The following is a 13,840-nucleotide window of genomic DNA, read 5'->3' on the forward strand; positions in this document are numbered from 1 at the left end:
TACATCGGTTTCCTCCTTCCGCTGTCCTTGACTTTGGTCCCGCGATTCCGCTAATGGACCGTTCGTCAGGACGCTATCCGGTTCGCATAACACAAGTAACACGACGAGGATGTGCCGTCTGCTCAAAATTGCTCACACGTGCTCACGTCTCTTGGCCTCTCGTTCCTTGGCCGATGCGAGGCAGCAGCAACCGAACTGTTCAATATTGAACAGACGGTCAGGCGCTACGCTTGTTAGCGTACAATGGTATGGGTCTGGTCGCACACCGAGAAGGGGGTAGATCATCACAGACGTGGCGAGAAGCGCTGGTAGTGGCAGGGATATATGGCGGGCGATCGCGGGCGGTGGTCCGCAGAGGACTTCGTCTCTCAACGCGGCCATTGTTGTCTGCGTTGTAGTTGCGCTGATATGGACCATGGCGCAACCCACGCAGGCACAAGATGAGGGAATAGTTGCCCGCATCAAGCCCGCGGTGGTCTTGATCTCGGTCAAGCACGTCAATGGCCGGGCAGTCCGTGGGTCTGGTTTTCTGTATGATCCCTCCGGACTGATCCTTACGAATCACCGTGTGATAGAGGGTGCTGTTGAGATCATCGTGACGCTTCCCGACCAGCGCAGCTTCCAGGCTACCGTAGTCGACTACGTCCGCCGAGAAGACTACGCCGGCAGAGAATTACAGGTGGCAACAGACGCAGCAGTGCTCAAGATCAACGCCTCAGACTTGCCGTCGCTTCCTCTTGGGGACTCAGACACGTTGCGTCAGGGTCAGGAGCTCTTGGCCTTCGGATATCCGGGCTCAGTCGGTACCGGAGAAGTGACGGTTACTCGGGGTATCGTCAGCACTCTCCGGCCCGGTTGGGTCCAGACGGACGCGCCTATGGAGCCGGAAAGCAGCGGCGGGCCGGTCGTTGATCGTCAGGGTCGCGTCGTAGGGATCGCCACACTCATGGCCGGCCAGAACGGGAAGACCGGCGCGGTCTGGGTTATCAACGGAGTTCGGGGCCTGGCAGGCTCGGCCTCGGATGATGGCGCACCGCGCATCCGTGAAGTGAAGGTCACGGGAATGGAGTACGTGCCCGTTCGGGTCGGCCGGCGAACGGTGTGGCGGAGGAGTTATGATCCCGGCTCGACCGGCCAGCAGGGGTATGTCGCAGGGGCTACCAGTGAGGATCTGCAGGTAGACAACTACAATGGTGCACTGCTGGTTCGGGCACGAGACTCCACGGGCGCGGAGTCCAGGAGCTACCTGGATTCAAATGGGCTCCTGGGTCTCCCGGTTTCGCAAGGCGGATGGGTGTTTGCCTCAGAGCCACGACTCATATTGCCTCTTCCGCCGTTCGGGGGCCGGACGTGGCAAGATCGCCGAACGGACCAGTACCCTCCTCAGGGACTGGTTCGCCAACTCACGTCGACCACCAGAATCGAGGGCCTCAGCGAGGTCCTGACGGTTCCCGCTGGGACATATGCGCAGTGTATGAAGGTCGTCGAGACGATACTCCAGGTGGATACCCGCGGTGGACAACAACGGGTGTGGCACGTGACTACTACGACCTGGAGAGCCCCTTCAGTTGGTCCAATTCGAACTGTGAGAGAACTCGGGGAGACCAAGGAGCGGTTCGTGCAAGAACTGGTCAGCACGACGCCCTGAGGTTGCGCGGCAAGAGATCCGGGACTCAGTCGTGAAGGATGATATTCAGGAGTGAACTGTGCACGTGCAACTCACCATTGTACTCAATGAAGCCCAACTGCCTGAACCTGTTCATGAAGAGACTCACGCGTGCCCGCGTCGTACCGATCATTCCCGCCAGAGTCTCTTGACTGATCCTGGGAACCACGGTCTTGGCCTCTTCATTGCCGACGTGCGCAAGCAGCAACAGGGCCCGCGCCAGCCGTTTCTCGCTTGAATTGAACAGTTGATCGACTAGGTCCTCTTCTATGCGAACATTGCGGGAGAGCACATACGACATGAACAGCTCTGAGAACTTAGGCTGGTCATGCAGCAGGCGGATGATGCTATTCTTCTCCAGTCTCATGATAGAGCCCGCGGTCACCGCCACAGCAGTCGCCATGCGGAAGCGTTGACCGGCCAGGCAGCCTTCGCCAAGGAAATCGCCTGGCCCTAACGTCGCGATGACCGCCTCTTTCCCCTGTCTGGATAGTACCGTGAGCCTGGTCTTGCCATTGAGAATGTGGAAAACGGCATCAGCAGGATCTCCTTGCGAGAAGAGCTTCTGCCCCTCTTGCAACCCCACAACAGTCCGCCCATCACCCGCGCTTGCCAAGAAGGTCTTGAGAACGAACTGCTGAGTCCGTGCGGAATCTTTGCTTCTCATACGATGGCCCCCAGTGTGCAAGGATGATGTCACACTGCCTAGACTCTTTATACAAATCACATCGTTTCCCTGTCAATATGGAGGGTGTCCCAAGGGTAGGTGATCTTCTGGGAGCAACCCCCAGCGCTCATCACGCTACCCTAGCCTCCTTCTCCCGCACTACAGCGGCCTTGAGCGCGATGTGCAACTTCGGCGGCACGGCTACCGCGCGCTACCGCAACTACGCGTGGCACCTTGGCAGGGGGACACGCAGGGGAAGGAGGAGATGGTGGCGTAATGATGGCTGGGGCTGCTCTCACATTCAAACTGGTCCTGGGACAGCCTCAGCGGCAGTGGGCCGCCGGATTCACGATTCGCCAAGATATGGCAAGTTTGCCACCGCGCACACCATGGGCGGACTCATTCATGTTGTGATAGTCACTCCCTGGCGGCCGTCCGTGTGGGGATCCAAGAGTCCACTTAACAGGAGGAGACGAAATGAACTCAGTCAAGATTGCGGCAATCGTGCTGATCGTGGCCGGTGTCCTGGGGTTGGTGTATGGCAGTTTCAGCTACACCAAGGAGACCCATGAGGTCAAGCTGGGACCGATTGAGCTGTCGGTAAAGGACAAGCAGACGGTCAACGTCCCAGTGTGGGCTGGCGTGGGGGCGATAGTGATTGGCGGCGTGCTCCTGCTCTTTGGAAGCAAGAAGAGCTAGCCGCTGCACCTGCTGCACGGTCGTTACACGGAGCGCGTTGTGGGAGGATGTCCCAAGACCGGGCGCCGCAAACCCTTGCGGCCATCGATCACTACCAGCAGGCCCTCGGCCACCCGCAGACCACGTTCGAGGAGGGCCCGCAGGAACGCCCCGCAGGCCGTGTCGTTCTCGATGCCGGTCTGGCCGTCGCCCGGCCGAGAGGAGGCTGGACGTGAGCGGGGGCCAGGCGAGCCGGCTTCTTCCTTGTCCTCGACCTGCTGTGCCCTAGCGGCTATGATGTAACAAGGATGCCGTGGACGGACCGTAGGCATTCTAGCGACCCTCGCGTAGCCACATCTCAATAGAGCCCGAAGGGGATCCTCATCGGCTTTCTTAGAAACCTGCGCGGCGCAACGGCTACTGCGGCCGGCTCCACGAGCTCCATGCGAGATCGTGGACCTCTCCGCGGTGAGTTGTTGAGCGTCGAAGGTCTTGATGCGCTCGCCAAAGCGTTGGCCACTCGCCTCACGCCGGCGCGGAATTCGCGGCGCGGGGCGCCACGCTTCTTCTCGAGGCTCGACGACAACGATCGGAGCCTGCGCCGGACCTACCGCACGCTTGCAGCGGACGTACGGGGCGCCGAGGCTCTCGTACCCGCTGCGGAGTGGCTTCTTGACAACTTCCATGTCGTTGAGTCCGAGCTTCTGGCGGTTCGGGTCAGTCTGCCGCGCTCCTACTACCTAGAACTGCCAAAGATCACATCCGGGGAACCGGTCGAGACCGTCCGCGTGTACGCGATGGCGGTGGAGCTCATCCGCCACAGCGAGGGCCGGCTCGATCTACAACGACTCACCCGATTCGTCTCGTCTTTTCAGACGCTGGCGCCCCTCACGATCGGCGAGCTCTGGGCGTGGCCGACGATGCTCAAGGTGGCGTTGATCGAGAATCTCCGGAGACTCGCCGAGGAAGTCCTCGCAAGCCGCGCCGGGCGCGTCGAAGCCGATCAATACCTCGCCCGCTTTGCTGCCGCGCCGGCCGAGGGCCCGCCGCCGGATCTCCCGGGTACGCTTCCCACGGCCTATGTCGTGCGCCTCCTGGAGCGTGTGCGTGAATTCGGCCCTCGGGTCTCCCATCTGCGCGCCCGGCTCGACGAGAGGCTAGCCGCGGGCAATCTCACTCCCGAGGATGTGATTCGCGCCGAGCACCAGGAGCAGGCCGCCTGTCAGGTCTCGATGGGGAATGCGATCACCAGTCTCCGGTTCTGCTCCTCCCTGGACTGGAGCAGGTTCTTCGAGCGCGTCAGTCTGGTCGAGCAGGTTCTTCAACGCGATCCGGCCGGCGTCTACGCGAACATGGATTTCGCCAGCCGGGACCGGTATCGCAAGGCCGTCGAAGAACTCGCCGAGCCAACGGGCGAAGCCCAGATGCGCGTCGCGCTGCGAAGCATCGAACGCGCGAGGCAGGCTGCCAACCAGAACCCCGGAGGCCATCGGGCAGCCCATGTTGGCTACCACCTGATCGGAGAAGGCCGGAGGGATCTTGAGGCTCACGTCGCCTACCAGCCCGGCTTCAGCCAGAGGATACACCGGTTCATCGTCGGACACGCCACGCTCTTCTACCTGGGGGGCACCAGCGCGCTGACCGCGCTGGGTGTGATCCTGGCCATGGCTCTTGCTCCTGGTTGGCGTGGGGCCGCGTGGGTTGCCGGACTGGCACTCATCCCCGCCAGCGATCTCGCGATTGCGCTCGTCCAGTGGCTCGCGGCCACGCTCGTGCCGCCGCTCCGCCTCCCCCGGCTGGACCTCGAAGGAGGGGTCCCTGAGGAGGGGCGGACGATGGTTATCGTCCCGACGCTGCTCACCAGGGTCGGGCAAGTCCACGCTCTCCTCGAGCACCTCGCGGTCCGGGCACTGGGTAATGCCGATGCCCGTATCCACTTCGCCATTCTCAGCGACTTCACCGACGCGCCTGCGGCTGAGATGCCGGATGATCCTCAGATTCTCGCCGCCGCCCGTGAGGGCATCGAGGAGCTCAACGCGCGGTACGGGCAGGGACGGAGCGACCGGTTCTACCTGTTCCATCGCGCGCGGCGCTGGAATCCCATAGAGAACTGCTGGATGGGCTGGGAACGCAAGCGGGGGAAGATCGAAGAGTTCAACCGTCTCCTCCTGGGCGCCACGGATACGAGTTACTGCCTTCAGGTCGGTGACCTCTCCATACTGCCGAAGATCCGCTACTGCATCGCCTTGGATGCCGACACGCGTCTCCCACGGGATGCCGCCAGGCAGCTTATCGGAATCGCCCTCCACCCGCTGCACCGCGCCCAGGTCGACCCAAAGGTGATGCGGGTGATCGCAGGGTACGGTATCCTGCAGCCCCGGGTCAGCGTGACGATGTCGAGCGTCGCAGGCTCCCTCTTCTCGCGCGTCTACTCGGGACACATCGGCGTCGACCCCTACACCACGGCCGTCTCGGATACCTACCAGGACCTCTTCTCGGAGGGTATCTACACAGGCAAAGGGCTGTACGACGTCGCCGCGTTCACGGCGGCCCTCAATGGCCGGGTCCCGGAGAACACGCTGCTGTCACACGACCTCTTCGAAGGGCTCTATGCACGCCCAGCACTGGTCTCGGACGTGGAAGTCGTGGATGACTATCCGTCGAGTGTCTTGACGCACATGCACCGGCAGCACCGATGGGTGCGCGGGGATTGGCAGATCCTCCCCTGGCTTCTCCCATGGGTTCCCGCGCAACGCGGTTTCGAGCGGAACAGCCTTCCGGCCATCAGCCGGTGGAAGATCCTGGACAATCTGCGTCGTAGCCTCGTGCCGCCGGCCCTCGTGGTCTTTCTGGCCGCCGCCTGGACCATGCTGCCGGGGGCCCCTTTGGTTTGGACGCTGGCCGCGCTGGCGGTGATGGCGTTCCCGGTCTACCAGTCTCTCGCGCGGCTGATCCGCGGGCCCTCATTCCATCAGCCGTGGGAGGCGTTCCTGAGAGCCGTCGGGCAGGATCTCGGTACCGCGGTCGCCCAACTCCTCGTAACCGTCACGCTCCTCGTCTACCAGGCCTACAGAATCGCGCATGCGATCGTGATCACCCTTGTGCGGTTGATCACCGGTCGAGGGCGGCTTCTAGAGTGGGAAACGGCGGCGAGAGTCGCGCGCCTCGTTCGTGGGTATGGAATCGCACGGTTCATGATCGAGATAGCCGGCAGCCCCCTCTTCGCTTGTGTCCTGTTGTGGATCATACTCGCCACCCGCCCGAGTGCGGCGCTCGTCGCGGCTCCCTTCCTGATCCTGTGGCTGGCAGCGCCGCTCATTGCGTATTGGGCCAGCCGCCCAATCGTCGCCCGGGGATTCGACCTCGGTCCTGCTGAGAGGGCGCTGCTCCGGCGCATGGCCCGCAAGACCTGGCGATACTTCGAGACGTTCATGGGACCCGATGACCACGGGCTCCCGCCGGACAACTACCAGGAAGCGCCGGTGGAGGTCCTGGCCCACCGCACGTCACCGACCAACATAGGCATGGGACTCCTCTCGACGCTGGCCGCGCACGACCTTGGCTACGTCTCCACGTCAGAGCTGGTTGAGAGGCTGGAGCGCGCGATGCTGACGATCGAGGCGCTCGAGCATTTCGAAGGCCACCTCCTGAACTGGTACGACACGACGACCCTCGCGCCGCTCTCGCCGCGCTATGTCTCGACGGTAGACAGCGGCAACCTGGCCGGCGCCTTGATCGCGCTCGCCCACGGGCTCCGCCAGGTGGCGAACGAACCCCAAGACGCGGCGAAGCAGTGTGAGGGTTGTGGCGATGTCGCGGGCATTGTGCTGGAAAGCCTGGCCGCCGTCGGGGCGGGCCATCAGGCGCTGGAAGATCGCACCGTAGGCCTGCGCCGTGAGGTCGAAGTGGTTCAGGGTGTGCTCGCGGGATCGGAAGCGCCGGCAGCGAAGCTCACAGGCCTGGCTGATCGAGCGGCCCATCTCCGGGCGGCGATCGCGCTTTTCGAGGAAGAATCCACCGCCTCGTCCGACCGGGAGGAGGTTCTTTTCTGGTCACAGCGGCTCGTGGAGGCCATGGAGCCCTACACTCACGTGGGCGGAGATCCGGCCCTCGCCCAGCGGCTGGAAGGGCTGGCCGAGCGGAGCGCCTCGTTCGTGGACGCCATGAACTTCACGGTCCTCTTCGACTCACAGCGCAAGCTCTTTGCAATTGGCTACCGGCTCCCCGATGCCGAAGGTCCCGGACGGTACGACCCGTCCTTCTACGACCTGCTTGCCTCGGAGGCGCGGCTCGCAAGCTTCATCGCCATCGCGAAAGGCGACGTTCCGCAGGAGCACTGGTTCCATTTGGGACGCATGCTCGTCAGCGCAGGCGGACGCCCCACCCTGGTTTCTTGGAGCGCGTCGATGTTCGAGTACCTCATGCCGCTTCTGCTGACAAAGACGTACCCGGGAACGCTCCTCGATCAGACCTGTTCGAACGTCGTGCGGCTCCAGATCGAGTATGCGAGGACCCGCGGCGTCCCATGGGGCATCTCGGAATCGGCGTTCAATTTCCTGGACCACCGGGGTCACTATCAGTACAAGGCGTTCGGGGTGCCTGGGTTGGGATTGAAGCGCGGGCTGGCGGACGACCTGGTGATTTCACCCTACGCGACCCTCTTGGCCGCCCTGGTCGATCCGGAACACGCCGTGGGCAACATGAGGCGTCTCTCACGGGAGGGCCTGGAGGGACGCTATGGCTACTACGAGAGCATCGACTACACCACGTACGGGCCCTCCGAGGCAATCGATCAGGGGAAGCGGACACGCGGTCACGCGCCCGGGGTCGTCGTCAAAGCCTTCCTGGCCCACCATCAGGGGATGTCGCTCGTCGCCCTAGACAACGTGCTGCGCCATTCCATCATGCAAGAGCGGTTCCACGCAGATCCACAGGTGCAGGCCACGGAGTTGCTTCTTCAAGAAAGGCTGGCCAGGCGCTACGCTATCACGCGAGCCAGGCCCGCCGAGGCGACTCCTGGTGCGCCGGCCGCGGTTGGGAACACGGTCCGCCGGTTTCGGTCTCCGCATACGCCATTCCCCGCGGCGCACTTCCTGTCGAACGGCAACTATACGGCCGTCGTCACCAACGCCGGGGGCGGCGCCTCGATGAGCCGGGGCCAGGCCGTGACGCGGTGGCGGGAAGACCGCACGCGCGACCTAGGGAGCCAGTTCATATACCTGCGCGATGTTCGCAGCGGATCTGTTTGGTCCGCGACCTTCCACCCGGTGCGCAAGGAACCGGAAGAGTACCTCGTCACCTTTCGCCCTGACAAAGCCGTATTTCACCGCAGGGACGACGAGATCGACACGCAGCTCGAGATCGCCGTATCTCCTCAGGACGACGTTGAAGTACGCCGGCTCTCCGTGACAAACACCAGTGACCGGGCCCGCGAGATCGAGGTGACGAGCTACGTTGAGCTCGCGCTGGCATCTCCCGTGGATGACCTGGCCCATCCCGCCGTCGGCAAGCTGTTCCTCGAGACCGCATATCTGCCTGCGAGCACGGCGCTGCTGTGCGGGAAGCGGCGCCGGCATGCAGGCGAACCCGGCGTCTGGGCCGTGCACGTCCTCGGCATCGAAGGACAGATGCAGGGCCCGGTCGAGTGGGAGACTGATAGGGCGGCGTTCCTGGGGCGAGGGCGCGGACCCGACGACCCCGTCGCGCTCGATGGGCGGCCTCTAACGGGCGCGACGGGCGCTGTGCTCGACCCAATAGCCAGCCTGCGACTGCGCGTCCGGTTGGCTCCGGGAGGGTTTATCCGCATGACGTTTTCCACTGGGATGGCGTCTGGGCGCGAGGCAGCCGTGGCGCTCGCGGAGCGATACCACGATCCAGCATCCGCCGCGCGCGCCTTCGCGCTTGCTTTCACTCACTCCCAGATGGAACTCCGGCACCTTGCTATCACCCCCGAGGATTCCCAGCTGTTCTCGCGGCTGGCCTCGCGCGTACTCTACACCAATGCCTCGCTGCGAGCGGCCCCGGAGGTCCTGGCGCGCAATACGCTGGGGCAACCCGAGCTGTGGCGGCACGGCATTTCAGGTGATCTTCCCATCCTGCTCGTGCGGGTGTTGGAGGAGGACTCTATCCCGCTGGTGCGGCAGGTCTTGAAGGCCCAGGAGTACTGGCGCCTGAAGGGCCTGAGCGCCGATGTCGTGGTCCTGAACGACCATGCGATCGGCTACCGCGATGAAGTCCACGAGCAGATCGAGGCGCTCCTGGAAAGCGGATCGTGGGCCGCGTGGAAGGACCGTCCCGGCGGCGTGTTCCTGCTGCGCGGAGATGGCCTGGGTGAATCTGGCCGCGTGCTCCTCGCCGCTGCCGCTCGCGCGGTCCTGAGCGGCGACCGCGGTGATCTGGCGAGCCAACTGGACGTACCGGCTGCGGAGCCAGGGTGGCCGACCGCCTTCGTTCCCCGCCGCCCTTCCGAGTTAAGAGCCGAGGGGGACGTCGCCCCGGTACCGGAGGTGCCGTCGCTCACGTTCGCCAACGGGAGGGGCGGCTTCGCGCACGAGGGTCGTGAGTACGTGGTTGTGCTCGACGGCGACCAGGAGACGCCGATGCCCTGGGCCAACGTGCTCGCCAATCCCGAGTTCGGCACTATTGTGACGGCCTCAGGAGCTTCATTTACCTGGGCCGAGAACGGCCGGGAGCACCGGCTGACCCCCTTTGCGAACGATCCGGTTACCGATCCGACCGCGGAAGCCATCTTCCTGCGCGACGATGACACAGGCGACGTCTGGACCGCGACGCCCGGCCCCATGCGCCGCGACAGCCGCAGCGGCCGGTGGGTGGTGCGGCACTCCGCGGGCATGACCCGGTTCTCGCACATGACGCACGGCATTGCCCAGGAACTGGACGTCTTTGTGCATCCCGACGATCCGGTCAAGTTCTCACTGCTCACGCTTACGAACCACACCGATCGACGGTTGAGCCTCAGCGTCTTCGCCTACAACGAGTGGGCACTTGGGCCCCTGCGGGCCGGCGAGCACCTCCATGTGGTGACCGAAGTCGATCACGAGCGGCACGCGATCCTAGCACGTAATCCCTATGACCAGGTGTTCAGGGGGCGAATCGCCTTTGCCCAGGCAAGCAAAGCGCTGCATTCGGTCTGTGGCGACCGGCTTGAGTTCCTGGGCCGCAACGGCTCGTTGGCGCGGCCTGCGGCGCTTAGCCGCAGGCGTCTCTCGGGCAGGTGTGGCGCGGGCCTGGATCCATGCGCCGCCCTCCACACGCGCATCGGGCTGGAGCCCGGCCAGACGCGGCGGCAGCTCGTGCTGCTGGGAGAGGGGAAGGACAAGGCGCACGCGGATGATCTGATGCTGCGCCACGGCACCGTGGAAGCCGCTGAGGTTGTAGCCGAAGCCGTCCGGACACGTTGGGATGAGGTGCTCGACGCCGTAGTGGTGCACACGCCTGACGACTCGTTCGACGTGATCATGAACCGATGGCTGCTGTACCAGGACTTGAGCTGCCGGTTGTGGGCACGCTCCGGGTATTACCAACCCGGAGGCGCGTATGGGTTCCGCGATCAACTCCAGGACGTGATGGCGCTCACCCTTGTGCGGCCCGACCTCTACAGGGACCATCTGCTCCGGGCGGCCGCTAGGCAGTTTAGCGAAGGGGATGTGCAGCACTGGTGGCACCCGGGGACCGGCATCGGTGTGCGGACCCGATGCTCGGATGATCTCCTCTGGCTCCCGTATGCGGTCGCGCACTATGTTGAGACGACAGGAGATCAGACCGTGCTTGATGCCCCGGCGCCGTTCCTGGAGGCGCCGCCCCTTGAGCCGGGGCAACACGAGTCCTATGGCAGCCCCCGGGCATCCGCCGAGAGCGGAACGCTCTACGAGCACTGCGTGCGCGCGATCGAGCGCGCGCTGACGGCCGGTGTGCACGGACTCCCCCTGATCGGTACCGGCGACTGGAACGACGGGATGAATCGTGTGGGGCATTTGGGAAAGGGCGAGAGCACGTGGCTCGGCTGGTTCCTGCACGCCGTGTTGAGCCGCTTTGCGCTGTTGTGTGAGGCGCGCGCGGACGGCGCCCGGGTCGCCCTGTACCGTAGCCAAGCCGCCCGGCTTGCGCGGGTCCTCGAACTCGCATGGGATGGAAATTGGTACCTTCGGGGCTACTTCGACGACGGGACGCCTCTGGGGTCGGCGCAAAGCGAGGACTGCAAGATCGACGCGATCGCCCAGTCCTGGGCCGTCCTCTCCGATGCGGCTCCGGCTCGACGCGCCGAGCGCGCGATAGACGCGGTGCGGACCTTCCTGATCCGCCGCCAGGCGCAGGTCAGTCTGCTCCTGACCCCGCCCTTCGACACATCGATGTGCGACCCCGGCTACATAAGGGGTTACCTGCCCGGCATCCGGGAGAACGGCGGCCAGTACACCCACGCGGCCATTTGGACCGCCATGGCTATCGCGAAGCTCGGTAACGGGGACGAAGCGGTCGAGCTCTTTCACATGCTCAACCCCATAAACCACGCGCGGTCCTCGCAAGAGGTGGAGCGATACAAGGTGGAGCCCTACGTGGTAGCAGCGGACGTGTATGCCCATCCGCTTCACATGGGCCGGGGAGGCTGGACGTGGTACACAGGATCGGCGGCGTGGTTGTATCGCCTGGGTCTCGAGTCGGTCCTGGGGCTTGCGCGCCGCGGCGCCACGTTCGCGCTCGATCCGTGCATCCCGGCCTCCTGGCCCGGCTATTCGATAACCTGGCGCTTTGGTCGCACCCGCTACGAGATCAACGTGGTGAACCCGGGTTGGCGCTGTCGCGGAATCGCAGAGGCGACCCTCGACGGCAGCGCCGTAGATCCCTCTGCCATTCAACTCGCAGACGATGGCCTGCTCCATAAGGTCCATGTCGTGATGGGGGATCCAAAGGACGCCCTCCCTCCGGCCTGAACCTGCCGTCGCGGAGCAGAGGCCTCCTCAGGTCGCTCTCTGGCGATCTGGGAGACTCAAATCGGCGCTGACAAGTGGCACGTGGTACAATGATGTTAGGCGAGGCGGATGCGCCTCGTCTCACTTCTTTGTTCCTGGTTTCCCTCGGAGCCATTTGAATATGGGCCTGCTGAGAGTGGCCGGGTGGTCTGCCTACGGTCGGGGTGGTCGGCTCTGTTCCGAGCTTACCGGCACGGACCGTTGCGGGGAGTCGCTGGAAGAGTCCGGAAATCAAGTCAGGGGTAGAGGGAGGACCCACACGGTACTGTTCATGAGGCAGTAACGTCACCACAATTTGGGGAGGTACTAGGCGATGATTAAGCATGGAATCTGGGGTCTGATTATCGGGGCAGTCATCACAATGATCATCGGGTTTGCGTGGGGTGGTTGGACAACCAGGGGCACCACCCTACAGAGGACGGACGAGGCGGTCTTGGCGACGCGTGCGGCGATCTGCGTCGCGCAATTCATGAAGCAACCGGACGCTCAAGAGAAACTGAAAGAACTGAAGGACATAAGTTCCTGGGAGAGAGGCGCCTTCATTGAAAAGGGTGGCTGGGACAGAATGCCCGGGGAAGAGAAGGCCGGCTATACTGTAAGCCGAGCATGCGCCGACGGGCTTGAATTCCTGATGCAGAAATAGGCGAGCCTTACCAGGATGCGTTTGCATTCGCGTTGAGCGAGTCTCCAACACTCAGCCTCGTTGAGGGCAGGAGTTATTTCCTGCCCTCCTTCTGTTGTGGTCCTTCGCGCTGGGGTCAGGAAGTCGGCCGCTCTTGACTTGCATCAAGGCTTTCCCTCGCCCCCCGCTCTACGATCACAATGGACGAGGGCGCTGCCGCAACGCAGAAGCGGCCGCGCCGCCCTCGCGGCAGGAGGCGCATCATGGCCATGAGCCAGTGTCCAGGCCAGGACAGGCGGTACTGGAAGCCGGCGGACGTCTTCGAGTCGCCGTGTTCCTGCTGCGGTGAGCCCCTGGAGTTCTGGAAAGACGACCCACGCCGCCGCTGCCACGCTTGCGGCGGGATCGTGTCAAACCCGCGATTCGACCTCGGCTGCGCCCAGTGGTGCCAGTTCGCCGCGAATTGCCTGGGGCAGCCGGCCGGCGACGCGGGGGAGGCGCTTGTGGATGCTCTGATACGCGAGATGCGTGTCGTGTTCGGAGACGACCAGCGCCGTATCCGCCATGCTTTGGCGGTGCTCGACTACGCCGAGCAGATACTCGCCGGTGAAGGGGGCGACCCGCTGATCGTGCGCGCGGCTGCGGTTCTGCACGAAGGGCCGCCCATCGCCCGTCCTATTCTGGAGCGCCTTGGGGTGGACGCCGAGCGCGCCGGGCACGTTCTGCGCATTATCGGCAGCAACCAATCGGTCCGCGATGGCGATACGCTGGAGTCCCGCATCCTTTGGGACGCCGACCGCCTGGCGAACATCTCCGAGGAATGCGGCGGAAAGACGCCGGAAGAGGCCCGCATCCTGGTCGAGCACTCCTACCGCACTGCCACCGGCCGCGCGATCGGCCAGCAGGCCGTCGCGCGGTTCCTCGGCACGCCTCGCCCGCTGGCGTAACCCTGTCCCTGCGGACACAATCATCGGACCCGGAACACCTGGACCGCGCCGGACGAGCGCGTGACCTCGCGGCAGCGACGAAGCCCGGAAGGCAGGAAAGCGGCCCACGCCTGTCGGACCAGTACATGGACGGCACAGGACTGCGCGGTCTTCCTTGACGACCCCGCAGCCAGGAGGTCCTCGTGGCTGGAGATATCAGATCCGTTTTGGTCCTTGGTTTGGGTAGAGTCGGCTCGCTGGTCGCCGCCCTGCTTCATGAGACAGGGTTCGCGG

At 64.1% G+C, this 13,840-nt stretch carries 7 protein-coding genes; 6 read left to right on the top strand and 1 reads right to left on the bottom strand.

All coding sequences use genetic code 11. The features are described from left to right. Window positions 1-415 precede the first annotated feature (415 nt). A complete protein-coding gene (locus tag RDU83_13705) occupies window positions 416-1,648 on the top strand; it encodes a trypsin-like peptidase domain-containing protein (protein MDQ7842056.1) in 1,233 nt (410 codons plus the stop codon). A gap of 25 nt (window positions 1,649-1,673) precedes the next feature. On the opposite strand, the gene RDU83_13710 is transcribed toward RDU83_13705, so the two are convergent. Further along, on the bottom strand, window positions 1,674-2,333 hold the full coding sequence (locus RDU83_13710; protein MDQ7842057.1) for a Crp/Fnr family transcriptional regulator: 660 nt from the start codon (window positions 2,331-2,333) through the stop codon (window positions 1,674-1,676). A 477-nt stretch (window positions 2,334-2,810) separates the two neighbouring features. Here RDU83_13710 and RDU83_13715 point away from each other — a divergent pair, with 477 nt between their 5' ends. The 5 genes from RDU83_13715 (at window position 2,811) to RDU83_13735 (ending at window position 13,567) form a co-directional block, all read left to right on the top strand. Beyond that, entirely contained in the window at window positions 2,811-3,032 is a 222-nt protein-coding gene (locus RDU83_13715; GenBank protein ID MDQ7842058.1) for a hypothetical protein, read from the top strand. Window positions 3,033-3,079: 47 nt separating this feature from the next. After that, complete coding sequence (locus RDU83_13720; GenBank protein ID MDQ7842059.1) at window positions 3,080-3,247, top strand: hypothetical protein; 168 nt, start codon at window positions 3,080-3,082, stop codon at window positions 3,245-3,247. A gap of 240 nt (window positions 3,248-3,487) precedes the next feature. Further along, window positions 3,488-11,959, top strand: a complete 8,472-nt coding sequence (locus tag RDU83_13725) for a glucoamylase family protein (GenBank protein ID MDQ7842060.1) — start codon at window positions 3,488-3,490, stop codon at window positions 11,957-11,959. Window positions 11,960-12,311: 352 nt separating this feature from the next. Continuing rightward, a complete protein-coding gene (locus RDU83_13730; GenBank protein MDQ7842061.1) occupies window positions 12,312-12,641 on the top strand; it encodes a hypothetical protein in 330 nt (109 codons plus the stop codon). Between the two features lie 242 nt (window positions 12,642-12,883). Then, entirely contained in the window at window positions 12,884-13,567 is a 684-nt protein-coding gene (locus RDU83_13735) for a phosphohydrolase (GenBank protein MDQ7842062.1), read from the top strand. Window positions 13,568-13,840 lie beyond the last annotated feature (273 nt).

This window comes from bacterium (assembly GCA_031082185.1).
In the GTDB taxonomy this organism is placed as follows: Bacteria; Sysuimicrobiota; Sysuimicrobiia; order Sysuimicrobiales; family Humicultoraceae; genus VGFA01.